Genomic DNA, 24,788 nt, shown 5'->3' with positions numbered 1-24,788 from the left:
TCAGCCCGCCCGGTGCCGATCAGCCCGCGGCCGGCGCCTGCGCCTTCAGCAGCGCCTGCAGCCGTGTCGTGCGCGGCTTCTGCGGGACCTCGGCCACGGCGTGCGGCAGGGCCTGCTCCACCCCGTGCACGACGGAGAGGTGACGCTCGGCCCGGCCGAAGGCCGTGTAGACCCACGGCCGCGTCAGGGCCGCCGCGGCGTCGCCCGGGAGCACCACGACCGCGGCGGGCCAGCGCATGCCCACCGCCTGGTGCGCGGTGAGCGCCCAGCCGTGCCGCACGGCCTGCTCCACCCGCTCCTTCGGTACGACGACGGGGGCGCCCGAGCACTCCAGGTGCAGCCCCTCGGCGTCGGCCTTCACCACGTGGCCCGGCACCGAACGACCCGGCTCGGGGGAGTGGACGATCCGGTCGCCCGGGTCGAAGCCGCCGAAGCGGCCCGGGCCGGGGTTCAGCCGCTCCTTGAGCGCGGTGTTCAGCACGCGGGTGCCGACCGCGCCGCCGTGCCCCGGCGTGATCACCTGCGTCTGTTCGGCCGGGATGCCGATCGCGCGCGGCACCGAGTCCGCGACCAGCTGCACAGTCCGGTGAACCGCCTCGCCGGCGTCACGCACCGGGACGATCACGACCTCCTTGCCGGGCGCCTCGACCTGGTTGAGCTCGCCGATGCCGACCCCGGAGACCAGCTCGCCGATGGGCCCGGGGTCGGGGGTGCGCGAGGCCACCTGCGGGCAGGCACGGGCGGCGAGCAGATCCGCGAAGACACGGCCGGGGCCCGCCGACCAGAGCACCCCCGGATCACCGCTCAGCACCAGGCGCGCCCCGTCCGGCAGCGACTCGGCGATCATCGCCGCCGCCTCGACGTCGAGCTGCGGCGCGTCGAGGACGACCAGGACGTCCAGGTCCAGGGCACCCTCCGCGTCCCGGCCCGGGCCCTCGGCGCCGGAGAGGAGTCCGCCGACGGTGGCGACGCCGGTCGGCGGGCCGTCCGCGGACGTGTCCGCGAGGTCGTGCCGGGCCGGCTCGGCGGCGAAGCCGTCGCGGCCGCCGGCGGTGTGCGTGGCGGCCCAGCCGCGCAGGCCGAGCCCACGCGCCGCCTGCAACAGCGCCGCCGCTTCGGACCGGGAGGCGTCGCCGCCGGTGTGCAGGACCAGGCCGTGAGCGGCGACCGCGCGGATCAGCTCCCCGGCGGAGCGGTCGGCCGCGGCCGCGGCCCGCTCCCAGTCGGCGGCCGAACCGTCCTCCTTCGGCACCGAGTTCATCACCCGGGCGAGTCCGTCGGCGAGGCTCTCCTCGGCCAGCGCGTACCGCTCCAGGCCGATCAGGATCCGCACCGGGCGCTCCTGCGGCTCTTCCTCGTCGTCCTGCGGCGCCGGGGGAGCGGTGTCGAGCGCGTCCTGGAAGACCAGGGCCTCGCCCTCCGCGAGGGCGCTCTGCACGGCCGCGTCGGGGTCCGGCACCGAGCGCTGGGAGAGCGCCGCGACGAGCGCCGGGGCGTCCAGGGCGGTGTGCCCGGCGACGGCAGCCTGCTCCAGGAGCCACACGGTCAGCGCCCGGCCTCGACGCTCGTCGTCCGGGCCGCACTCCGCGCCGAGCAGCGCCCGGGCGAACCCGTCGGCCTGCTCGGGCCGCACTCCGGCGACCCGCAGCAACTGCCAGGGGTCCTCACGCAGTTGGTCGTCGGCACCCTCGCCCAGGGCCGCGACGATCTGTGCCGCGAGCGCTTCGGGCGCGCCGCCCTCGGTGAGCACGGCACGGACGGCCCCGACGGCTTCCGGCGCGGCGGCCGGCGCCGCCGCGGCCGGTGCGGCCATGGGCTGCGGTCGCCGCACGGGTTCCTGCGCGGCCCGGCGCGGCGCGGGCTCCGGCTCACGGAAGGCGGTGGCCACGGGCTTCTCGCCGCGCTCCACGGCCCGTACCGCCGCGAGCAGATCCGCGGCCGTGCCGCTGAGCTTGGTCCCGGCCTCGATCGGCGCCTGCTTCTCGGCCTTCCGCCGCTCGATCCGCTCCCGCTCCAGGCGCTGGGCCGCCAACTCGGCGGCCGCCTCGGACAGCTGGGCGGCGCCTTCGGCGGTCTCGGTCCCCGCGGCGGCCTCCGCACCGGCGCCGGCCTCGGTGTCTGTGCCCTCGTCCCCGGCGTGCGCGTCCGCGTGGCCCACGTCCTCGCCCGTGCTCTCGGGGGCGGCGCCGGCCGTGCCCGCGCCCGGCGTCCTCGGCTCCGCGTCCTCCGTGGTCTCGGGCTCCGTGCTCACAGCGTGCTCCAGTCGTGATCGGGATAGTGGTGCACCGGGGCCGACACATCGTCGAGCGCCCGGCAGATCTCGTCAGGAAGACTAAGGGTCTCCACTGACAACGCGGCCGTGAGCTGCTGCGCGTTGCGCGCGCCGACGATGGGGGCGGCGACCCCAGGCCGGTCGCGGACCCAGGCGAGCGCCACCTGGAGCGCCGTCACGGCGAGACCGTCCGCCGCGGTCGTCACCGCCTCCACGATGCCGCTCGCCGTGTCGTCGAGATAGGGCGCGACGAACGGCGCGAGGTGTTCGGAGCCGCCACGGGAGTCGGTCGGCGTGCCGTTGCGGTACTTGCCGGTGAGCACCCCGCGCCCGAGCGGTGAGGAAGGCAGCAGCCCGATGCCCAGGTCGAGGGCGGCGGGCAGCACCTCCCGCTCGACGCCGCGCTGGAGCAGGGAGTACTCCATCTGCGTACTGGCCAGCCGGGTGCGTATACCGGGCGCCGCGAGCTGCCAGGTGGCGGCCTTGGCGAGCTGCCAGCCGCAGAAGTTGGACACGCCCGCGTAGCGCGCTCGGCCGCTGCTGACGGCCAGGTCGAGGGCCTGGAGGGTCTCTTCCAGGGGCGTGTCGGGGTCGTAGGCGTGGACGTGCCACAGGTCCACGTAGTCCGTGCCCAGGCGGGCGAGCGAGGCGTCCAGGGCCGACAGCAGATGGCTGCGCGAGCCGTCGAAGCGGCGGTCCGGGTCGGGGACGCTCCCCGCCTTCGTCGAGATGACCAGGTCCCGGCGCGGCACGAGCCCTTCCATGAGGCGTCCGAGGAGGTACTCGGCCTCCCCGTCGCCGTACACGTCCGCGGTGTCGACGAGGGTCCCGCCCGATTCCCAGAACGTCTTCAAGACGTCGGCGGCGTCATGCTCGTCGGTGTCCCGGCCCCATGTGAGGGTGCCGAGTCCGATCCGGGACACACGCAGGCCGGTACGGCCGAGATGCCTCTGCTCCATGGACGCCGAGATTACTGTCCGACACCGGCCGCGTGGGGGCCTGTGGACAACCGAAATTCCACCGATTGCCGCACGTGACGACGGGTGGCGCCGGACGGCGGCCGGGACCGGCGTGCGCGGGCGGACACAAGGGGCGGCGCCGGGCCGCACGGTTGCGTCCCGCACCCGTGCCGAGAAGGCGAACGAGCCGCTCCCCGCCCGGGCCGCACGCACGCTAGGGTCTCGGACACAAGGGACGTTACTGATCGGTAAGGGGAATCGGCCATGCAGCTCGGCATCAACCTCGGCTACTGGGGCGCCGGAATGGACGGGGACAATCTCGCCGTCGCCCAGGAGGCCGACCGGCTCGGATACGCCGTCTGCTGGGCCGCCGAGGCCTACGGCTCCGACGCGGCCACCGTGCTCAGCTGGGTCGCCGCCCAGACCGAGCGCATCGACGTCGGTTCGGCCATCTTCCAGATCCCGGCCCGGCAGCCCGCGATGACCGCGATGACCGCCGCGACGCTGGACTCGCTGTCGGGGGGCCGCTTCCGCCTCGGCCTCGGCGTCTCCGGGCCGCAGGTCTCCGAGGGCTGGTACGGCGTCAAGTTCGACAAGCCGCTGGCCCGCACCCGCGAGTACGTGGAGATCGTACGCAAGGCGATGACGCGTGAGCGGCTGTCGTTCGAGGGCGAGCACTGGACCCTGCCGCTGCCGGGCGGCCCGGGCAAGCCGCTCAAGCTGACCGTGCACCCCGAGCGCGAGCACATCCCGCTGTACGTCGCCGCGATCGGCCCCAAGAACCTGGAGCAGACCGGCGAGATCGCCGACGGCGCGCTGCTCATCTTCCCCTCGGCCGAGCACCTCGAGGACACCGCGATCAAATACCTGCGCGCGGGCCGCGAGAAGGCCGGGAAGACGATGGAAGGGTTCGACGTCTGCCCGACCCTGCCGCTCGCCCTCGGCGACGACAAGGACGTCCCCGCTCTCGCCGACATGTTCCGCCCGTACACCGCGCTGTACGTCGGCGGCATGGGCAGCCGCAAGCAGAACTTCTACAACCAGCTCGCCCAGCGCATGGGCTACGAGAAGGAAGCCGCCGAGATCCAGGACAAGTACCTGTCCGGCGACAAGGAGGGCGCCGCGGCCGCCGTCCCGCACGCGCTGATCGACCAGACGACGCTGCTCGGCTCGGTGGACCGCATCGCCGACCGCATGAAGGCGTACGCCGCCGCCGGGGTCACCACGCTGACGCTGGCCCCCGCGGGCTTCACGCTGGACGACCGGATCGCCTCGCTGCGGGCCGGCTCCGACGCCATGGAGCGGGCCGGACTCGCGTAACCGGGCCGGAACGGCGCCGGGAAAGTTCTACGGCCGTGGTGGGGGCTCGGGGGTCTTCCCCGCCACGGCCGTCATGCAGAACAACGCGTCGGCGGCTCCTTGGTTACGCGCCCGGGCCCGCCTCCTCGTCCACCGTTCGGCGCATTTGTCCGACACATCGGTTGCCGGGTCGCTGACATCCCATTTGACTCGTTTTCTGCACAACCCTGCGGAGAGGTGTCAGTGATGCTTTCGGCCAAGAGTCTGTTCCAGGAGATCCTCGACCACGACGAGTCGTACCGGCTCTTCTGCTCCATCGCCGCCAGCGGGGAGTCGCAGGGGGGCTGGGAGAACGCCCGGATCGCCGCACTGGTCCCGGCGAGCGAACGCGAGCTCGCCCCCAAGATCGCCCGGCACGGCGCCGACGAGGACAAGCACGGGCGGATCTTCAACGCCCTCATGAAGAAGCGCGGCCTCGAACCCGTCGAGGTTCCGCCCGACACCGACTACACGATGCTCCTGGAGCGGCACGGCATCGGCCTGGCGCACGAGAAGCTCAAGGACGACCAGCCGCTCACCGTGCCGGACATCGTCACCTACCTCGCCCACAGCAGGGTCACCGAACAGCGCGCCTCCGAGCAGATGGACCTGCTGCGCAAGCACTTCGCCGACCACCCCGACATCGGCCGCGCGGTGAGGATGATCTCGGGCGACGAGGACAACCACCTCGCCTACTGCCACGAGGAACTGCTGCGCTTCGCCTACGCCGGCCACGGCCGCGCCATCCAGCGGGCCCTGCGCGAGTGCGCGCTCGCCGAGATCCGCATCTACCGGGACGTCAGCCTCGCCGTGATGGCCCACATGGGGCGCATCCTCGGCTGGTCCAGGGTCAGAGCGACGGTTCTCGCCGCGGGCATCCACGCCGTGTACGCCTACGAGCGGGCCGTGGGCTGGCGCCGGATGGTCTCCCTGAAGATGCCCGAACGGCGCGGCGCGCTGAACGGCCCCGCCACGACGGCACCGGAATTCGCCTGACCGCCCCCGGACCCGCTCCGGGGCAGACCCGGACCCGCACTCGACCGGGCTACAGCCAGCCCCGTCGCTTGAAGGTCCGGTACAGCGTGAACTCGAGCACGACCATGCACGCGATCACCGTCGGATACGACCACACCCAGTGCAGCTCGGGCATGTGGTCGAAGTTCATCCCGTAGATCCCGGCGATCATCGTCGGGACAGCCGCCATGGCCGCCCACGCGGAGATCTTCCGCATGTCGCCGTTCTGCCGCACGCTCATCTGCGCGAGATGCGCCGAGAGGATGTCGGACACCAGCCGGTCCAGGCCCTCCACGGACTCGTTGACCCGCAGCAGATGGTCGTTGACGTCGCGGAAGAAGGGCTGCGCCTTCTCGTTCACGAACGGCACCGCCGTCGAGGCGAGGCCCGAGCCCGCGAGCCGGGCCAGCGGCACCGCCAGCGGGACCGTCGCCCTGCGGAACTCCTGCACCTGCCGCTTGAACGCGTAGATCCGCGACGCGGTGTTCCGCCGGCCGCCGAGCTGCGGCGAGAAGACCTCCGCCTCCAGCTCCTCCAGGTCGGTGCCGAGTTCGGTCGCCACGTCCAGGTAGTGGTCCACCGTGGCGTCGGCGATCGAGTAGAGCACCGCCGTCGGCCCGTGCCGCAGCGTCTCGCGGTCCGACTCCAGACGCTGCCGGACCGCCGCGAGAGGAGACTCCTCGCCGTGCCGCACGGTCACCACGAACGAGTCGCCGACGAAGACCATGACCTCGCCGGAGGAGACGGCATCGCTCTCCGGCTCGTACGACACCGGTTTGAGGACCATGAAGAGCGAGTCCTCGTACACCTCCAGCTTGGGCCGCTGATGGGCCTTGAGAGCGTCCTCGACCGCCAGCGGATGCAGCCCGAACTCCTCGGTGACGAGGTCGAACTCCTTCTCCGTGGGCTCGTACAGCCCGATCCACACAAAGGCGTCCCGCCCGGCACGGCACTGCGCCAGGGCGTCGGAGAGGTCGTCGGGGCCCTCCGTCCGCCGTCCGTCACGGTAGATGGCACAGTCGACGATCACGGAGCGTATTCTCCCGCCGTTGCGGCCCCGTCGCACTCCGGGCGCCGCTTTCCACAGGGCCCGCCGGCTCCGCGAGCCGTCCGTTTACGCTGGGCCGCATGCCCACCCTGATCCTCGTCCGGCACGGACGCTCCACCGCCAACACCGCGGGACTGCTCGCCGGCTGGACGCCCGGCGTCGCCCTCGACGAGCGCGGCACCCAGCAGGCCGCGGCCCTGCCCGGGCGGCTCGCCGGGCTGCCCATCGCCGAGGTCGTCACGAGCCCCCTCCAGCGCTGCCAGGAGACCGTCCAGCCGCTGCTGGAGGCCCGCCCCGAGGTCCCCGCGCACACCGAGGAACGCATAGGGGAGGCCCACTACGGCGACTGGTCGGGCCGCAAGCTCGCCGAGCTCAAGGACGAGCCGCTGATGGAGGTCGTCCAGGCGCACCCGTCCGCGGCCGCCTTCCCGGGCGGCGAATCGATGCGGGCCATGCAGACCCGGGCCGCCGAGGCCGTGCGCGAGTGGAACGCGCGCGTGGAGCGCGACCACGGAGCCGACGCCGTCTACCTCATGTGTTCTCACGGCGACATCATCAAGTCGCTCGTCGCCGACGCACTCGGACTTCATCTCGACCTCTTCCAGCGGATCTCTGTAGAACCGTGTTCCATCACCGCGATCCGTTACACCCGGTTGAGGCCCTTTCTCGTGCGCCTCGGGGACACCGGTGATTTCGCGTCCCTCGCCCCGCACGAGGAACCCCCGAGCGGCGACGCCCCGGTCGGGGGCGGTGCGGGCGCACCGTGATCGTCGGCCGCAGTAGGGTGAAGCGGTCGAACCAGCACAGCAGTTGCCAGCCAGTTCTCAGCAGCCGATGCGGACCGGGGCAGTCAGCCGGTCCCCATGCCGATTCAATGGAGACAGGACGTGTCCCGTCAGGTGTTCCTCTACGACCCCCCGGACCGTTTCGTGGCCGGTACGGTCGGGTTGCCCGGGCGCCGTACCTTCTTCCTGCAGGCCTCCTCAGGCCCCCGGGTGACCAGCGTGGCCCTGGAGAAGACCCAGGTCGCCGCACTCGCCGAGCGGATGGACGAGCTCCTCGACGAGGTCGTCCGGCGTACCGGCGGCAGCGCCCCGGTCCCGGCCATGGCCCCCACCGAGGTGTCCGACACCGCTCCTCTCGACACACCCGTGGAGGAGGAGTTCAGGGTCGGCACCATGGCGCTGGCCTGGGACGGTGAGGAGCAGCGCATGATCGTCGAGGCGCAGGCTCTCGTGGAACTCGAAGCGGACTCCGACGAAGACCTCGCGGAGGCCGAGGAGCGGCTGCTCCAGGACGAGGAGAACGGTCCGCCGATGCTCCGGGTCCGGCTGACCGGCGCGCAGGCCCGGGCCTTCGCCAAGCGCGCACTCGACGTCGTCAACGCCGGCCGGCCCCCGTGCCCGCTGTGCAGCCTCCCGCTCGACCCGGAAGGACACGTATGTCCGCGCCAGAACGGATACCGTCGCGGAGCGTGACGACCGCCGACCTGCTCGCCCGGGGCGAGCTGAAGGTACGCGGACGGATCCGTGAGGCCTCGAACGCGGTGCTGTACTGCTCCGTGTCGTACGAGGGCCGCGAGGCGTTCTGCGTCTACAAACCCGTCGCCGGGGAGCGGCCCCTGTGGGACTTCCCCGACGGCACGCTCGCCCAGCGCGAGGTCGCCGCGTACGAGGTCTCCGAGGCGACCGGCTGGGGACTCGTGCCCACCACCGTCCTGCGCGACGGGCCGTATGGCGAGGGCATGTGCCAGCTGTGGATCGAGGCACCGGCCGCGCAGGACGGCGACGGGCTGCTCGCGCTCGTGGAGGGCGAGGAGCCGGCCGAGGGCTGGAAGGCGATCGTTTTCGCCGAGGTCGGCGAGGGCGAGAGGGCACTGCTCGTGCACGCCGACGACACCCGGCTGCGGCGGCTCGCCGTCCTCGACGCCGTGATCAACAACGCGGACCGCAAAGGCGGCCATCTGCTGCCCGCGGGGGAGGGCCGTCTCTACGCCATCGACCACGGGGTCACCTTCAACGCCGAGAACAAGCTGCGCACGCTGCTGTGGGGCTGGGCGGGAGAGCCGCTGACGGCCGAGGCGCTGGAGGTCCTCGCCTCACTGCGGGACGCTCTGGCACCGGGCGCACCGCTGGCCACCCGCTTGGCCCAACTCGTCACCGCCGTCGAGATCGACGCCACCCGCGCACGGGTCGAGGCGATGCTCGCGTCCGGGAAGCACCCGGAGCCGAGCGGGGAGTGGCCCGCGATCCCCTGGCCGCCGGTGTAGCGGGCGGGGGCGTCCCAGCACGGCGCGGAGCGTCGCGCAAGAGGGCCTTCCCGGCCATCAGGTGCTGGCCGGTTCGTATACGCAAGTTCCGTCCGGTTAGTCTCATGACATGTATGCCTGGCCCGCTTCTGAGGTCCCCGCCCTGCCTGGCGAGGGCCGCGACCTCCGGATCCACGACACCGCGACCGGTGGGCTCGTCACCCTCGACCCCGGTCCCGTCGCCCGTATCTACGTCTGCGGCATCACGCCGTACGACGCGACCCATCTGGGTCATGCGGCGACCTACAACGCGTTCGACCTCGTGCAGCGCGTGTGGCTCGACACCAAGCGGCAGGTTCACTACGTCCAGAACGTCACGGACGTCGACGACCCGCTGCTGGAGCGGGCCGAGCGCGACGGCGTCGACTGGGTGGGACTCGCCGAGAAGGAGACCGCTCTCTTCCGCGAGGACATGACCGCCCTGCGGATGCTGCCGCCGCGTCACTACATAGGCGCCGTCGAGGCGATACCCGGCATCGTGCCGCTCGTCGAGCGGCTGCGGGACGCCGGAGCCGCGTACGAGCTCGAAGGCGACGTGTACTTCTCCGTCGAGTCCGACCCCGACTTCGGCAAGGTGTCCCGCCTGGACGCCGCGACGATGCGCCTGCTCTCCGCGGAGCGCGGCGGCGACCCGGACCGGGCCGGCAAGAAGAACCCCCTCGACCCGATGCTGTGGATGGCCGCCCGTGCGGGCGAGCCGAGCTGGGACGGCGGCTCACTGGGCCGCGGCCGGCCCGGTTGGCACATCGAGTGCGTCGCCATCGCCCTCGACCACCTGGGCATGGGCTTCGACGTCCAGGGCGGCGGTTCCGACCTCGCCTTCCCGCACCACGAGATGGGCGCCTCGCACGCCCAGGTGCTGACCGGCGAGTTCCCGATGGCCAAGGCGTACGTGCACGCGGGCATGGTCGCGCTGCACGGCGAGAAGATGTCGAAGTCCAAGGGCAACCTCGTCTTCGTGTCCCAGCTGCGACGTGACGGCGTCGACCCGGCCGCCATCCGTCTCGCGCTGCTCTCGCACCACTACCGGGCCGACTGGGAGTGGACCGACGCCGTCCTCGAAGAGGCCGTCGCGCGTCTGGCGAACTGGCGGGCCGCGGTGTCCCGGCCCGACGGGCCGTCCGCCGACGCGCTCGTCGAGGAGATCCGCGCCGCGCTCGCCGCCGACCTCGACGCACCGGCCGCGCTTGCCGCGGTCGACCGCTGGGCCGCGCTCCAGCACGAGACGGGCGGTACGGACGAGGGTGCCCCGGGCATCGTCTCGCGGGCCGTCGACGCGCTCCTCGGCGTCGCCCTGTAGCACGTCAGCACGTCAGCACGTCAGCACGTGAGCACATGAGCACGTCGTCCCGCCGTACTCCTCCGGGAGCGGCGGGACACACGAGTGCCGGGCGGAGATTCTCCGCCCGGCACTCTCTACGTTGCTGGAACTCCCGCCGCTACTTGGTCACGATGACGGACTGGACGGCACCGGTGCCGGTGTCGTAGATCGCGTAGACCTGCTGCCCGTAGGCGAAGGCCTTCTGGACCAGGTCGTGGGTCACCTGGTTGGGGTTGACCAGCCGGCGCCAGCCGTTGTCGATGAACAGATAGAGGGCCTGCGGCTGGCCGGGAAGCGGTGTGACGACGTCCTGGAAGTGCTGGGCCACACCGATGGTCATGGCCCGGGTCTCGACGGCGCTCTGCAGGATCAGCGGCTCGCCCTGCTGGATCTGCTGGTGCTGCTGCTGACCGCCGAGCTGCTGGAGCAGTTGCTGGAACGGCTGCTGCTGGCCGAGCTGCTGGATCTGCTGCTGCAGGTGCTGCGGAACCTGCTGACCGCCGATCTCGTGCCGGCCGAAGGGCTGCTGCGTCTGCTGCCCGATCGGCATCTGCTGCGCCAGGGGCATCTGCTGCCCGAACGGCTGCTGTTGGCCGATGCCCTGCGCCTGGTAGGGCGACGTGCTCGGGTACTGCTGCTGCCCCTGCTGGCTCATCTGCGGGATCGTGCTCATGCGGGTGCCACCTTCCATCAATGGTTGGTTGCGTTCCGTTGCGTTCCGTTGCCTTCCGATTCGGTCCCCCGCCGTCCGGGAGGGCCAGGTCGTCAACCCGCGACGACCAGGCCGACGATCTCGTCGTCGGAGAACCAGACCCGTACGTCGGGCCGTCCCCCGGCGAAGGCGGAGTGCACCGCCTGCCGGATCTCGGGGGACGGATTGGTGAGGTTGCGCCAGGCACCGGACACGTACAGCCGGAGCCTCGGCGGGAGTTCGCGCGGATACGGCAGCAGCTCGTCCCAGTACCGCTCGGCCTGGCCCGAGCCGACCGCCTCCGGCAGCAGTCGGGTGACCGCCGCCTTGATGTCCGGCCGGTTGCCGATCCGCTGGGAGGCGGGCCGGCCCGGCGCGTCCTGCTGCGCGGAACCCGTGGCCCGCAGCACCTCGCGCGCACGCTCCGAGGACATCGGTGCCTGGCCGGCCGCCTTGAGCATGCCCTGCAGCGCGGCCAGGGCACCGACCACCACCGGGGAGGCGGAAGAGGTCCCGGAGAACGTGTCCGTGTACCAGGCGATTTCCTCGGCGCCGCCCTGCAGATCGCCGGGCCGGTCCCAGGAGCCGCCGGTGGTCGTGACCTCGCGTCCCCAGCCCTGCGCGTCCACGCGTGCCCCGTAGTTGGAGAACGCGAGCCGTGAACGGTCCGGGCCGTGATCGCGGCCGTGTGTGCCGGGCGGCGGTGCGCCCGCGCCGACCAGGATCGCCCCGGAGGACTGGTTGGAGGGGTTGAACGGGTTCCGCCACCACTCGGGGAACTCCGCGGGGCGGCGTTCGTACACCGCGTCGTCGAGCGACTCGGCACCGTTGCCGGCGGCCGCGACCACGAGGACGCCCCGGGCGGTCGCGTACTGGACGGCCGCGAAGTTGTCGGGCCACCATTCGAGCGCTATGTAGCCCTCCTGGGTGTCGCGCTCCTCGAAGTCGAACCGGGGCCCCGGGGCGTGCAGTTCGACCAGGATGATGTCGCCTGGGCTCAGCCGTTCCGCCGCGGCGTGGATCGCGGCGGCTGTTCCGATGCCCTGGAAGGACGCGGCCGCGGTCACGGCGTCCGGTGTGATTCCGGTGATCCCGTGCTCGTTGCGGTCGCCGCCGATCACCCCGATGACGGCGGTGCCGTGGTTGCGCCAGGCGAGGTCCGTGTGAGGGGTGCCGACGACGACGCCGGCGAGCTTCGAGGCCAGGTCCTCGTGCCCGAGCTGCCAGGCGCCCTCCACGTCGATCACCGTGACGCTCTGGCCCGAACCGCCCGGCCGCTGCCAGGCCCAGTACGCGTCGATGCCCTCGGGCGCCGGACGCAGGTAGCCCTGACGGCTGGTGAAGTCGGGGGTGACGGGCGCCCCTTCCTTCAGCCGCTGGCTGTCGTCGGCGCTCTGGCCGGTCCAGGGGGCCGAACCCGGCGAGGCGGGAACGGCACCTGGTTTCACATACGCCGTGTCGATCTCCGGCAGTGCGGCGATCCGTGCGCGCAGTTCCTGGGCACGGCTCTCAACGCCGCGTACCCGGTAGAAGAGCGCGAGGTCGGGCCCGCTGTCGGTGCCCACCGCCGCTGACTGCTGAAGCCGTTCCTCGCTGCCGAACAGCGGCTCCAGGGCGAGCTGTTCGTCGCTGAGGAACATGTTGAGGGCCGAGACGTCGGCTCCCGCCGCCGAGCGGACGCCCTCGGCCCGGGCACGCAGCCGGGCCTCCGGACGGGCGACGACGATCAGCTCCTGTTCGGTTCCTCGGTAGGTGAATCCCGCTCCGTCGGGTCCCGGCCCGGACGTTCCCGGGCCCTGGGCCGGCTGTACCTGGTCGGTCATCGCGTACCGCTCCCTTCGATCCCTGCGGGTGCCGGTCCCTGCGTGTGCCGGTCGATGCGTGGGTCGTTCCGCCGTGCCGCGCGCTGTCCTCCGGTGTCGCTCCGAGTGCCATGTCCCGTTGCCGGGCGGCGCCTTCGGGGCACAACCTGGCACGCCCACGGCGCCTCGTCCACCCCGTCTTGGCCAACTTGGTTTGAAAACAAGTTGAAAAGGGAAACCTGTGCAATCCGCCCTGAAACAGATGTCACGCCGGAATCAGGCCAAAGGCCATCGAGGTGGATGTCATGTGGTGGGGCGCCAGCGGCTGTTGACCGCTGGACGGCACGGCCGGGTGGCGCCGCCGCGGGCGTGACGGATGGGGTCCCGCGTCGGCCCCGGACAGCCGAAAGGGGCGGCACGCGTCGCGCGTGCCGCCCCTTTCGGTTCCGTACGGGGCGTTCGGCCCTCGGAGCCCAGACCTCACGAGCCCAGACCTCACCAGCCCAGACCTCGGGAACTCGATCCTCGGGAACTCAGTCCTCGGAGGAGCCCGACGTGTCGGAGGGACCGGAGGAATCCGCCGCGTCCGAGGGGTTCGACGGACCCGAGCCGTCCGATGTATCCGTGGAGTCCGGCGAACCTGAAGCGCCCGGCGTCTTCGAAGAACCTGAGGAGCCCTTCGACCCCTTCGACCCCCTCGGCCCCTTGGACCCCTTGGGCTTTTTGGAGTCCTTGGGGCCGGACTCGCGGTCCTGGGCATCCGTCTCGGTGGTGTCGGCGGCCTCGCCCGGCTCCGGTTCCTTCGGTGACTCCCCGTCCGAACCGGTGTCCTGCCCGGTGTCGGACTCGGGGCGCTGCGCCATCGGCGGCCGGGTGCGGCCTCCGGGAGTGTCACGGAGGTACGAGGCAGGCTCGCCGCCCTCCGTCGCGTGGCTCCCGGCCCCCGCCGTCGGACCACCGCCGTCCCTGCGGCGCAGATAGCGCTCGAACTCGCGGGCGATCGCCTCGCCGGACGCCTCCGGCAGTTCGGCGGTGTCCCGGGCCTCCTCGAGCGTCTGCACATACTCGGCGACTTCGCTGTCCTCGGCGGCCAGCTGGTCGACACCCAGCTGCCAGGCCCGCGCGTCCTCGGGCAGCTCGCCCAGGGGAATGCGCAGGTCGATGAGGTCCTCCAGGCGGTTGAGCAGAGCCAGGCTCGCCTTCGGATTGGGTGGCTGCGACACGTAGTGCGGTACGGCGGCCCACAGCGACACGGCCGGTACGCCCGCGTGCGTGCACGCCTCCTGGAGAACGCCGACGATGCCCGTGGGGCCTTCGTACTTGGTCTCCTCCAGGTCCATCGTGCGGGCCAGGTCGGAGTCGGAGGTGACGCCGCTGACCGGCACCGGACGGGTGTGCGGGGTGTCGCCGAGCAGGGCGCCCAGGATCACCACCAGCTCCACGCCCAGTTCGTGCGCGAAGCCGAGCAGCTCGTTGCAGAACGAGCGCCAGCGCATCGACGGCTCGATGCCCCGGACCAGCACGAGATCGCGCGGCTTCTCGCCGCCGACCCGGACCACCGACAGCCGTGTGGTCGGCCAGGTGATCTTGCGCACGCCCCCGTCCAGCCACACGGTGGGGCGGTTCACCTGGAAGTCGTAGTAGTCCTCGGCGTCCAGCGCCGCGAACACCTCGCCCTTCCATTCCCTGTCCAGATGCGTGACCGCGGCGGAGGCGGCGTCGCCGGCGTCGTTCCAGCCTTCGAACGCGGCCACCATGACTGGGTCGATCAGCTCGGGAACCCCCTCCAGCTCGATCACCCAGCGCCTCCTTCCGATGTGCCCTCGCGTACGCCTCAACCTTACGGCGTGCCGAGGGGGCCTCCGCAGCCCCCTTGCACGGGGGAGTGAACGGATCACTGCCCCGTCGCGGGCCGGGAAACACGCGGGACCACCACCCCGGGCCGCCGCGCGGTCGTCCGAGCTGTCCCTGGCCAACCTGCCCGGGGACCGGGGACGTTGCCGTGGGCCCGCACCACAGGTCGGACGACCGGAAGAGATCCGATGTCCCGGGTGCTAGAGCGTGGATCTGAGCCACTGCTCCACACTCGCGATGTGCACCGTCGCCCAGGACCGGGCCGCCTCCGCGTCCCGGTCGCGCAGGGCGGACAGGATCGCGCGATGCTCGCGCAGGGTGCGGGCGACCGCGTCCTCCTGGGTCAGGCCCCGCCGGACGCGGGCCCGGGTGGTGGGTCCGGACAGGCTCTCCAGCAGGGAGCACAGCACCGAGTTGCCCGAGGCCGAAGCGATGCCCCGGTGGAAGTCCAGGTCGCGGGCGACGAGTTCCTCCACGGACGGATCGGGACCCAGCTTGTCCAACTGGGAGGAGAGCGCATCCAGTTGCTGCTCGCTGATGCGGGTGGCCGCCATCGCCGTGGCCGCGGGTTCCAGGATGCGCCGCACCGCGAGGAACTCCAGGACCGCGTCGTCGCGGTGGAAGTCGACGACGAAGCTCAAGGCCTCCAGGAGGAGTTGCGGGTCGAGGCTCGTGACGTAGGTGCCGTCGCCCTGGCGCACGTCCAGGATGCGGATGAGGGACAGGGCGCGAACGGCCTCCCGCAGGGAGTTGCGGGACAGCCCGAGTTCGGCCGCCAGTTCGCTTTCCTTGGGGAGCCGGTCGCCGGGACGCAGCGCGCCGGAGACGATCATCGCCTTGATCTTCTCGATCGCCTCGTCGGTGACTGCCATGGCGGGGCCTCCCTGTCACTCGGGATGCCCCCTCAGACATCCGATCTCTCACGGGACAGTATGGAGCTTCAGTGGGCTGAACGGTGAGCGTCCAGGGGGCCGCGGCCCCATCGGGCCCCCGCACAGGTGCCCGAACCCGGAGAGCGCGCCCGACCGGGCCGAGCCGACCCATGCGTGAGCCGAGCCGACCCATGCGTGAGGGACGGCACCCCCCGTGGGAGCCGCCCCTCACCTGACCGCGGACGCCTACTTGCCGTCGAGCAGGTCCTGCACCTTGCCGCGGACATCGTCCGTGGCGAGACCGCGGATCGTCAGCGTCGTACGGCGGCGCAGCACGTCGTCCGCCGTCTCGGCCCACTCGTTGTCCCGGGCGTAGACGACCTGCGCCCAGATCTCCGGGGCGTCCGGGTGGACGCGCTCGCCGAGCGCCGGGTTCTCGTTCGCCAGGCGGGCTATGTCGAAGGCCAGTGAGCCGTAGTGGGTGGCCAGGTGCCTGGCGGTGTCGGCGGCCATGCGCGGGCCGGGCGCCGGACCGTCCACCAGGAGGCGGTGCGCGACCGCGCGCGGGTTGGCGACACCGGGCAGCGGCAGCTTCTTCGGCAGCTCGGAGATCGGCTCGAAGTCCTCGCCCAGCGGCCGGCCCGGCAGCGCCTCCAGCTTCTTCATGACCGTACGGCCGATGTGCCGGAAGGTGGTCCACTTGCCGCCCGCGACGGACAGCATCCCGCCGCGGCCTTCCGTGACGACCGTCTCGCGCTTGGCCTTCGACGTGTCGCCGGGGCCGCCCGGCAGCACCCGCAGACCGGCGAAGGAGTACGTGATCAGGTCACGCGAGAGCTGCTGGTCGCGGATGGAGAACGCGGCCTCGTCGAGGATCTGGGCCGTGTCCTTCTCGGTGACCGAGACATCCGCCGGGTCGCCCTCGTACTCCTCGTCGGTGGTGCCGAGCAGGAGCATGTCCTCCCACGGGAGGGCGAAGGTGATGCGGTACTTGTCGATCGGGGTGGCCAGCGCTGCCTTCCACGGAGAGGTCCGCTTCAGGACCAGATGCGCGCCCTTCGAGAGACGGATCGACGGCGCTGCATTCGGGTCCTCCAGTTTGCGCAGGTGGTCGACCCACGGGCCGGTCGCGTTCAGCACGAGACGGGCGTTCACGCCGAACTCGTCGCCTGACAGCCGGTCCCGCAGCTCCGCGCCGGTCACCCGGCCCCGGGTGAAGCGCAGGCCCGTGACCTCGGCGTGGTTCAGGACCGCGGCGCCCGACTCGACGGCCGCGCGGACCGTCATGAGGGCCATGCGGGAGTCGTTCATCTGGTCGTCGCCGTACACGGCCACGGCCTTGAGGTTGTCGGTGCGCAGCTCGGGCACGTCCTGCGCCGCCTTCGAAGGGCTCAGCAGGTGTCCGACACCGTCACCGAAGGCCGACAGGGCGGAGTAGGCGAAGACGCCCGCTCCGAGCTTCGCCGCGCCGTGCGGCCCGCCCTTGTAGACGGGGAGGTAGAACGTGAGCGGGTTCGCCAGATGGGGGGCCACCTGGCGGGAGACCGCACGGCGCTCGAAGTGGTTCTCCGCCACCAGCTTCACCGCGCCGGTCTGCAGGTAGCGCAGACCGCCGTGGAGAAGCTTGGAGGAGGCGGAGGAGGTGGCGCCGGCGAAGTCGCCGGCGTCGACCAGCGCCACCCGCAGTCCGGACTGCGCGGCGTGCCAGGCGGTGGAGATGCCCAGGATGCCGCCGCCGATGACGAGGAGGTCGTACGTTGCCTTGGAAAGCTGCTCCCGGGCCTCGGCGCGGCTCGGGTTGGAGCCGGAGGCCGGGTGCGTGCCGAGGGCAGGCACGGACTGCAGGGTGGGCTGGCTGGTCATTGCGGGTTCTTACTCCTCGTCAGTTCTCGTCTTCGATCCAGCCCATGGTCCGCTCGACGGCCTTGAGCCAGCTCTTGTACTCACGGTCGCGGACGTCCGCGTCCATGTTGGGGGTCCATTCCGCGGCCCGGCGCCAGTTGGCGCGCAGGTCCTCGGTGTTGGTCCAGAAGCCGACGGCGAGACCGGCGGCGTAGGCGGCGCCGAGGCAGGTGGTCTCGGCGACCATCGGGCGCACCACGGGGGCGTCCAGGACGTCGGCCAGGGTCTGCATCAGCAGGTTGTTGGAGGTCATGCCGCCGTCGACCTTGAGCGCCGTGAGCTCGACGCCGGAGTCCTTGGTCATGGCGTCGCTGATCTCACGGGTCTGCCAGGCGGTGGCCTCCAGGACGGCGCGCGCGATGTGCGCCTTGGTGACGTACCGGGTCAGGCCGGCGATCACACCGCGGGCGTCGGGACGCCAGTACGGGGCGAACAGACCGGAGAAGGCCGGCACGAAGTAGGCGCCGCCGTTGTCCTCGACCGAGGACGCGAGGGTCTCGATCTCGGCGGCGGACTTGATCAGGCCCATCTGGTCGCGCATCCACTGCACCAGCGAGCCGGTGACGGCGATGGAGCCTTCCAGGGCGTAGACCGGCTCCTGGTCGCCGATCCGGTAGCCGACCGTGGTCAGCAGGCCCGAGTACGAGTTGATGATCTTGTCACCGGTGTTCATCAGCATGAACGTGCCGGTGCCGTACGTGGACTTGGCCTCGCCCTCGGAGAAACAGGTCTGGCCGAACAGGGCCGCCTGCTGGTCGCCGAGCGCGGAGGCGACAGGGATGCCGCCGAGCAGGTCGCCGAGCGGGCCGCCGGTGACCTCGCCGTAGACCTCGGCGGAGGAGCGGATCTCGGGCAGCATCGCCAGCGGGACGCCGATGGACTCGGCGATCTTGTCGTCCCACGCCAGGGTGTGCAGGTTCATCAGCATGGTGCGGGAGGCGTTGGTGACGTCGGTGACGTGCTTGCCGCCGTCGACACCGCCGGTCAGGTTCCAGATGACCCAGGTGTCCATGGTGCCGAAGAGGATGTCGCCCGCCTCGGCGCGCTCGCGCAGACCCTCGACGTTGTCGAGCAGCCAGCGGGCCTTGGGGCCGGCGAAGTACGACGCGAGCGGCAGGCCGGTCTCGCGGCGGAAGCGGTCCTGGCCGACGTTGCGGCCGAGTTCCCGGCAGAGGGCGTCGGTGCGGGTGTCCTGCCAGACGAGGGCGTTGTGGACGGGCTCGCCGGTGTTCTTGTCCCACAGCAGCGTGGTCTCACGCTGGTTGGTGATGCCGATGGCCTTGATGTCGTCGCGGGTGATGCCGGCCTTCGAGATGGCTCCGGCGACGACCTCCTGGACGTTGGTCCAGATCTCGGTGGCGTCGTGCTCGACCCAGCCCGGCTTCGGGAAGATCTGCTCGTGCTCCTTCTGGTCGACGGAGACGATGCGTCCGTCGCGGTCGAAGACGATGCAGCGGGACGAGGTGGTGCCCTGGTCGATCGCGGCGATGAAGGGGCCGGCGGTGTGTGCGTCGGTCACGGTGTGCTCCTGGGATCCGTGGGAAAGGGGCTGTATACGGCGCGGTGCTTCAAAGCGGTGCTGTGCGGCTCGCGGCTCAGTGGGGCGCGGCTTCCAAGCGTGCTGGAGCGGGGGCTCCTAAGCGAAGGCGACGTTGTATATGCCTGCTGCGATCGCGCCGCCGATGAGCGGACCGACGACCGGTATCCAGGCGTAGCTCCAGTCGGAACCACCCTTGTTGGGCAGGGGGAGCAGGGCGTGCACGATGCGCGGACCGAGGTCACGGGCCGGGTTGATCGCGTAGCCGGTGGGGCCGCCGAGGGAGAGGCCGATGCTCACCACCACGAAGGAGGTGATCAGGGCGCCCAGGGTGCCCAGGCCGTTGCCGTTGTCGTTCAGGCCCTGCGTGAGGATCGCGAGGATCAGGACGACGGTGCCGATGATCTCGGTGGCGAGGTTCTGTACGACGTTCCGGATCTCGGGGCCGGTGGAGAAGACGCCGAGCACAGGGCCAGCGCCGGTCTCCTGGGCCTCGACGGCCTTGGTCTTGGTGGCCTGCGCACCCGGACCGCCGACGATCTCGCGGTCGGTGAGGTGGGCGAGGAACTGGCCGTAGTAGGCGACCCAGACCAGCGCCGCACCGATCATGGCGCCGAGCATCTGCCCGCCCCAGTAGGTGGCGAGGTTGCTGTAGTCGTCGTCCTTGATCGCGAGAGCGAGCGTCACGGCCGGGTTGAGGTGAGCGCCGGAGAGCGGCGCCGAGATGTAGACCGCGGTCATGACCGCGAAGCCCCACCCGAAGGCGATGGCGAGCCAGCCGGCGCCGCGCGCCTTGGAGGCCTTCAGCGTGACGGCGGCGCACACGCCACCGCCCAGCAGGATGAGTACGGCGGTACCGATGGTCTCGCCGATGAAGATGTCGGAGCTGGACACCCGCGACTCCTTTGTCCTTCGTCCAGGGGAAGCCGAACCCCGGGTCCCACCGGTGGTTCGTGCTCTCGGGGAGTGAGAGCGATCTCGGCCCTGGCATTGCCACACTCTAACGCGTATTGCCGGTAGGTGTTCGACAATGTCGACCGATGGACGGGAGTCTTGCTCCCGCGTTACCAGCTCGTCAAGAGCTCTGTTATCGAAAGCACGATCGTTATTGATCGCTATGTGCTATCGATGCGTCGTCGCTCGTCAGAGGGCATGACGAAGGCCGGGAAGCAACGGCTTCCCGGCCTGGTTCGGTGCGGACCTCGCGGAGGCGCGCGCGTCAGAAGCGCCCCGCGCCCAGATCCCGCGACACGGCTCGGGCGCAGTCCCGTACGGCCGCGATCAGGTCCGGGCGCAGCTCCCCGTCCTTGCAGACCCGCTCCACGGCTCCGGTGATGCCCACCGCGCCCACCGGCATCCGCCGCCGGTTGTAGATCGGAGCGGCGACCGAGGCGACACCCGTCCAGGTCTCCTCGACGTCTTCCGCGTACCCGCGCGCGCGGGTCACGTCGAGGACGCCCTCGAACTGGTCCAGTTCGCTGACGGTCCGCGGGGTGAACACCTTGCGGTCGACCTCCAGGACCTCGCTGTGCGCCACCGGGTCGTACGCCGACAGCACCTTGCCCAGCGCCGTGGAGTGCAGGGGCTGCATCGCCCCGACCTCCAGGACCTGGCGGCTGTCGTCGGGCCGGAACACGTGGTGCACGATCAGGACACCCTGCTGGTGCAGCACACCCAGATAGACGCTCTCGCCGCTGGAGCGGGCCAGGTCGTCGGTCCACACCAGCGCGCGCGCCCGTAGTTCGTGCACGTCGAGATAGGTGGTGCCCAGGCGCAGCAGCTCGGCGCCCAGCTGATAGCGCCCGGAAGCCGTGTCCTGCTCGACGAACCCCTCGTGCTGGAGGGTGCGCAGGATGCCATGGGCCGTACCCTTGGCCAGGCCCAGCGAGGAGGCGATGTCCGACAGGCCGAGCTGCCGCTCGCCGCCCGCGAGCAGCCGCAGCATCGCCGCCGCCCGTTCGAGCGACTGGATGTTCCGTGCCATCGCCGTGCTGCCTCCGTCCCCTCGACCGCCGGCGCGCGGCTTCCCGCTGCCGTTCGGCAATGTCGAACACTACCGTTGGTTGCCGAGCTCCCGCCAATGGGTGGTCGCCCCACGTTTCGTCTCTCTCCGCAACGCCGTCACCCGCGCCACGCCCGTCCGGTTCGTGGACGCCCACGACTGATCGGCGGTGCTCCGGGCTACCCTGACGGCGTGCGCCTTCCATGGGAAGCGCAAAGCCGACAGCCGTCGCACTCCAGGGAGCACCTTCATGGCCTCGTTGCCGAACCCGTCCCTTTCGTCCGGTCTCTCCGAGGGCCGGAAACGAATCGACGCACTCCGAGAAGCACTCGCCACCCGTGTCGTGGTGGCCGACGGCGCGATGGGCACGATGCTTCAGGCGCAGGACCCCACGCTGGAGGACTTCGAGAACCTCGAAGGCTGCAACGAGATCCTGAACATCACCCGCCCCGACATCGTCCGCGCAGTCCACGAGGCGTACTTCGAGGTCGGAGTCGACTGCGTCGAGACGAACACCTTCGGGGCGAACCACTCGGCGATGGCCGAGTACGACATCGCGGACCGCGTCCATGAGCTCTCCGAGGCCGGCGCCCGGCTCGCCCGCGAGGTCGCCGACGGGTTCGGTGCCCGCGACGGCCGTCAGCGCTGGGTTCTCGGCTCCATCGGCCCCGGCACGAAGCTGCCGACCCTCGGCCACGTCACGTACGGCACACTGCGTGACGGCTTCCAGGCCAACGCCGAGGGCCTGCTCGCCGGCGGCGCCGACGCCCTGATCGTCGAGACCACCCAGGACCTGCTGCAGACGAAGTCCTCCGTGCTCGGCGCGCACCGCGCGATGGAGGCGACCGGCGTCCGGGTGCCCCTGCTGGTCTCGATGGCCTTCGAGACGACCGGCACCATGCTGCTGGGCTCCGAGATCGGCGCCGCGCTGACCGCGCTGGAGCCGCTCGGCATCGACATGATCGGTCTGAACTGCTCGACCGGCCCCGCCGAGATGAGCGAGCACCTGCGCTATCTCACCCGGCACTCCCGCATCCCCCTGCTGTGCATGCCGAACGCCGGCCTGCCGGTCCTGACCAAGGACGGCGCCCACTTCCCGCTCGACGCCGAGGGACTGGCCGACGCCCAGGAGAACTTCGTACGGGACTACGGCCTCTCCCTGGTCGGGGGCTGCTGCGGTACAACGCCGGAGCACCTGCGCCAGTTGGTGGAACGGGTGCGCGGGGTCGAGCCCACCGAGCGCAGCCCGCGGCCCGAGCCCGGTGCCGCCTCCCTCTACCAGACCGTCTCGTTCCGCCAGGACACCGCGTACATGGCGATCGGCGAGCGCACGAACGCCAACGGCTCGAAGAAGTTCCGCGAGGCCATGCTGGAGGCCCGCTGGGACGACTGCGTGGAGATGGCCCGCGACCAGATCCGCGAGGGCGCGCACATGCTCGACCTGTGCGTCGACTATGTCGGCCGGGACGGGGTCGCCGACATGGACGAGCTGGCCGGCCGCTTCGCCACCGCCTCCACCCTGCCGATCGTGCTGGACTCCACCGAGGTCCCGGTGATCCGCGCGGGCCTGGAGCGCCTCGGCGGCCGCGCGGTCATCAACTCCGTCAACTACGAGGACGGCGACGGGCCCGAGTCCCGGTTCGCGAAGGTCACCCGGCTGGCGCAGGAGCACGGTGCCGCGCTGATCGCGCTGACCATCGACGAGGAGGGCCAGGCCCGAACCGTCGAGACCAAGGTCGCCATTGCCGAACGGCTCATCGAGGACCTGACGGGCAACTGGGGCATCCACGAGTCCGACATCCTCATCGACACCCTGACCTTCACGATCTGCACCGGTCAGGAGGAGTCCCGCAAGGACGGCATCGCGACGATCGAGGCGATCCGCGAGCTCAAGCGCCGCCGTCCGGACGTCCAGACCACGCTCGGCCTGTCCAACATCTCCTTCGGCCTCAACCCGGCCGCCCGCATCCTGCTCAACTCGGTCTTCCTCGACGAGTGCGTCAAGGCGGGTCTGGACTCGGCGATCGTGCACGCGTCCAAGATCCTTCCGATCGCCCGGTTCAGCGAGGAGGAGGTCACCACCGCCCTCGACCTCATCCACGACCGCCGCGCCGAGGGCTACGACCCGCTGCAGAAGCTGATGGCGCTGTTCGAGGGCGCCACCACCAAGTCGCTGAAGGCGGGCAAGGCCGAGGAACTGGCCGCGCTGCCGCTGGACGAGCGCCTCAAGCGGCGGATCATCGACGGCGAGAAGAACGGCCTGGAGACCGACCTCGCCGAGGCCCTCCAGGACCGCCCCGCCCTCGACATCGTCAACGAGACGCTCCTGGACGGCATGAAGGTGGTCGGCGAACTGTTCGGTTCCGGCCAGATGCAGCTGCCGTTCGTGCTCCAGTCCGCCGAGGTCATGAAGAAGGCCGTCGCCTACCTCGAACCGCACATGGAGAAGTCGGACGCGGAGGGCAAGGGCACCATCGTGCTGGCCACCGTGCGCGGCGACGTCCACGACATCGGCAAGAACCTCGTCGACATCATCCTGTCCAACAACGGCTACAACGTCGTCAACCTCGGCATCAAGCAGCCGGTCTCCGCGATCCTGGACGCCGCCGCGGAGCACCGGGCCGACGTCATCGGCATGTCCGGGCTCCTGGTCAAGTCCACGGTGATCATGAAGGAGAACCTGGAGGAGCTGAACCAGCGCGGGCTGTCGGCCGACTACCCCGTCATCCTCGGCGGCGCGGCCCTGACCCGGGCCTATGTCGAACAGGACCTGTACGAGATCTACCAGGGCGAGGTCCGCTACGCCCGCGACGCCTTCGAGGGCCTGCGCCTGATGGACGCGCTGATCGGCGTCAAGCGCGGAGTGCCGGGCGCGGTGCTGCCCGAACTCAAGCAGCGCCGGGTGCGGGCCGCCGCGGACACGGTCGTCGAGGACCGCCCGGAAGAGGGCCATGTCCGCTCCGACGTCTCCGTCGACAACCCCGTTCCGAAGCCGCCCTTCTCGGGCACCCGCGTGATCAAGGGCATCCAGCTCAAGGAGTACGCCTCCTGGCTGGACGAAGGCGCCCTGTTCAAGGGCCAGTGGGGTCTCAAGCAGGCCCGCGCCGGCGACGGTCCGACGTACGAGGAACTGGTCGAGACCGAGGGCCGGCCCCGGCTGCGCGGGCTCCTGGACAAGGTCCAGACCGACAACCTGCTGGAAGCGGCCGTGGTCTACGGCTACTTCCCGTGCGTCTCCAAGGACGACGACCTGATCATCCTGGACGAGCAGGGCAACGAGCGGACCCGCTTCACGTTCCCCCGCCAGCGCCGGGGCCGCCGGCTGTGTCTGGCCGACTTCTTCCGCCCGGAGGAGTCGGGGGAGACCGACGTCGTCGGCCTCCAGGTCGTCACCGTCGGCTCCCGGATCGGCGAGGAGACCGCCAAGCTCTTCGAGTCCAACGCCTACCGCGACTACCTCGAACTGCACGGCCTGTCCGTGCAGCTGGCCGAGGCACTCGCCGAGTACTGGCACGCCCGAGTGCGCTCGGAGCTGGGATTCGCGGGGGAGGACCCGTCCCAGATCGAGGACATGTTCGCCCTGAAGTACCGCGGCGCCCGCTTCTCGCTCGGCTACGGCGCCTGCCCCAACCTGGAGGACCGCGCCAAGATCGCGCGGCTCCTCGAGCCCGAGCGCATCGGCGTCCACCTCTCCGAGGAGTTCCAGCTCCACCCGGAGCAGTCGACCGACGCGATCGTGATCCACCACCCGGAGGCGACGTACTTCAACGCCCGGTGAGTGCCCCGACGCGCTGGGGCGCGTACGACCGCGCACATTGATCGGATAAGTCGTACACTGGTCGGTCCACCGCAGGCCGGTTGCCCCTTG

The 24,788-nt window shown here is 71.1% G+C and carries 18 protein-coding genes; 7 read left to right on the top strand and 11 right to left on the bottom strand.

What is annotated here, in order from left to right; genetic code table 11:
- Window positions 1-19: 19 nt before the first annotated feature.
- Window positions 20-2,251, bottom strand: coding sequence for a helix-hairpin-helix domain-containing protein (locus ABZX90_RS18985; RefSeq protein WP_355206205.1), 2,232 nt, complete (start codon window positions 2,249-2,251; stop codon window positions 20-22).
- On the bottom strand, window positions 2,248-3,231 hold the full coding sequence (locus ABZX90_RS18980; protein WP_355206202.1) for an aldo/keto reductase: 984 nt from the start codon (window positions 3,229-3,231) through the stop codon (window positions 2,248-2,250). The genes ABZX90_RS18985 and ABZX90_RS18980 overlap by 4 nt, the downstream gene beginning before the upstream one ends.
- Window positions 3,232-3,495: 264 nt before the next feature.
- Here ABZX90_RS18980 and ABZX90_RS18975 point away from each other — a divergent pair, with 264 nt between their 5' ends.
- A complete protein-coding gene (locus tag ABZX90_RS18975) occupies window positions 3,496-4,551 on the top strand; it encodes an LLM class F420-dependent oxidoreductase (RefSeq protein WP_351134488.1) in 1,056 nt (351 codons plus the stop codon).
- 225 nt (window positions 4,552-4,776) lie between these two features.
- Entirely contained in the window at window positions 4,777-5,565 is a 789-nt protein-coding gene (locus ABZX90_RS18970) for a ferritin-like domain-containing protein (RefSeq protein ID WP_351134486.1), read from the top strand.
- A 49-nt stretch (window positions 5,566-5,614) separates the two neighbouring features.
- Here ABZX90_RS18970 and corA read toward each other — a convergent pair whose 3' ends face one another.
- Window positions 5,615-6,613 carry a magnesium/cobalt transporter CorA gene (gene corA / locus ABZX90_RS18965; protein WP_351134485.1) on the bottom strand — a complete coding sequence of 333 codons (999 nt, stop codon included), beginning with the start codon at window positions 6,611-6,613 and terminating at the stop codon, window positions 5,615-5,617.
- Window positions 6,614-6,711: 98 nt separating this feature from the next.
- On the opposite strand from corA, the gene ABZX90_RS18960 reads away from it, so the two are divergent.
- The 4 genes from ABZX90_RS18960 (at window position 6,712) to mshC (ending at window position 10,239) form a co-directional block, all read left to right on the top strand.
- Window positions 6,712-7,398 (top strand): histidine phosphatase family protein, encoded by a 687-nt coding sequence (locus ABZX90_RS18960; protein WP_351134484.1) that lies wholly within the window; start codon window positions 6,712-6,714, stop codon window positions 7,396-7,398.
- 120 nt (window positions 7,399-7,518) lie between these two features.
- Entirely contained in the window at window positions 7,519-8,109 is a 591-nt protein-coding gene (locus ABZX90_RS18955; protein ID WP_351134483.1) for a DUF3090 domain-containing protein, read from the top strand.
- Window positions 8,073-8,900 carry an SCO1664 family protein gene (locus ABZX90_RS18950; RefSeq protein WP_355206196.1) on the top strand — a complete coding sequence of 276 codons (828 nt, stop codon included), beginning with the start codon at window positions 8,073-8,075 and terminating at the stop codon, window positions 8,898-8,900. The genes ABZX90_RS18955 and ABZX90_RS18950 overlap by 37 nt, the downstream gene beginning before the upstream one ends.
- Window positions 8,901-9,009: 109 nt before the next feature.
- Window positions 9,010-10,239, top strand: a complete 1,230-nt coding sequence (mshC, locus tag ABZX90_RS18945; protein ID WP_355206193.1) for a cysteine--1-D-myo-inosityl 2-amino-2-deoxy-alpha-D-glucopyranoside ligase — start codon at window positions 9,010-9,012, stop codon at window positions 10,237-10,239.
- Between the two features lie 139 nt (window positions 10,240-10,378).
- Here the strand turns inward: mshC and ABZX90_RS18940 are convergent, their stop codons facing one another.
- The 8 genes from ABZX90_RS18940 to ABZX90_RS18905 all read right to left on the bottom strand — a co-directional run bounded on the left by ABZX90_RS18940 (window position 10,379) and on the right by ABZX90_RS18905 (window position 20,902).
- Entirely contained in the window at window positions 10,379-10,933 is a 555-nt protein-coding gene (locus ABZX90_RS18940) for a hypothetical protein (protein WP_355206190.1), read from the bottom strand.
- 92 nt (window positions 10,934-11,025) lie between these two features.
- Window positions 11,026-12,774 (bottom strand): S8 family peptidase, encoded by a 1,749-nt coding sequence (locus ABZX90_RS18935; protein ID WP_355206187.1) that lies wholly within the window; start codon window positions 12,772-12,774, stop codon window positions 11,026-11,028.
- Window positions 12,775-13,286: 512 nt separating this feature from the next.
- A complete protein-coding gene (locus ABZX90_RS18930; RefSeq protein WP_355206185.1) occupies window positions 13,287-14,552 on the bottom strand; it encodes a PAC2 family protein in 1,266 nt (421 codons plus the stop codon).
- A gap of 255 nt (window positions 14,553-14,807) precedes the next feature.
- Window positions 14,808-15,479, bottom strand: a complete 672-nt coding sequence (locus tag ABZX90_RS18925; protein ID WP_355206182.1) for a FadR/GntR family transcriptional regulator — start codon at window positions 15,477-15,479, stop codon at window positions 14,808-14,810.
- 246 nt (window positions 15,480-15,725) lie between these two features.
- Window positions 15,726-17,342 (bottom strand): glycerol-3-phosphate dehydrogenase/oxidase, encoded by a 1,617-nt coding sequence (locus ABZX90_RS18920; RefSeq protein WP_351127362.1) that lies wholly within the window; start codon window positions 17,340-17,342, stop codon window positions 15,726-15,728.
- Window positions 17,343-17,361: 19 nt separating this feature from the next.
- Window positions 17,362-18,900 carry a glycerol kinase GlpK gene (gene glpK / locus ABZX90_RS18915; protein ID WP_351127360.1) on the bottom strand — a complete coding sequence of 513 codons (1,539 nt, stop codon included), beginning with the start codon at window positions 18,898-18,900 and terminating at the stop codon, window positions 17,362-17,364.
- 117 nt (window positions 18,901-19,017) lie between these two features.
- Entirely contained in the window at window positions 19,018-19,812 is a 795-nt protein-coding gene (locus ABZX90_RS18910) for an MIP/aquaporin family protein (RefSeq protein WP_351127358.1), read from the bottom strand.
- Window positions 19,813-20,137: 325 nt separating this feature from the next.
- Window positions 20,138-20,902, bottom strand: a complete 765-nt coding sequence (locus ABZX90_RS18905; RefSeq protein WP_351127356.1) for an IclR family transcriptional regulator — start codon at window positions 20,900-20,902, stop codon at window positions 20,138-20,140.
- 268 nt (window positions 20,903-21,170) lie between these two features.
- On the opposite strand from ABZX90_RS18905, the gene metH reads away from it, so the two are divergent.
- Entirely contained in the window at window positions 21,171-24,698 is a 3,528-nt protein-coding gene (gene metH, locus ABZX90_RS18900; protein WP_355206177.1) for a methionine synthase, read from the top strand.
- Window positions 24,699-24,788: the final 90 nt, after the last annotated feature.

Source organism: Streptomyces sp. NPDC002935, from assembly GCF_040611295.1.
GTDB lineage: Bacteria > Actinomycetota > Actinomycetes > Streptomycetales > Streptomycetaceae > Streptomyces.
The sequence above is the reverse complement of the archived record's forward strand: the minus strand, read 5'-3'. Positions and strand labels throughout refer to the sequence as shown.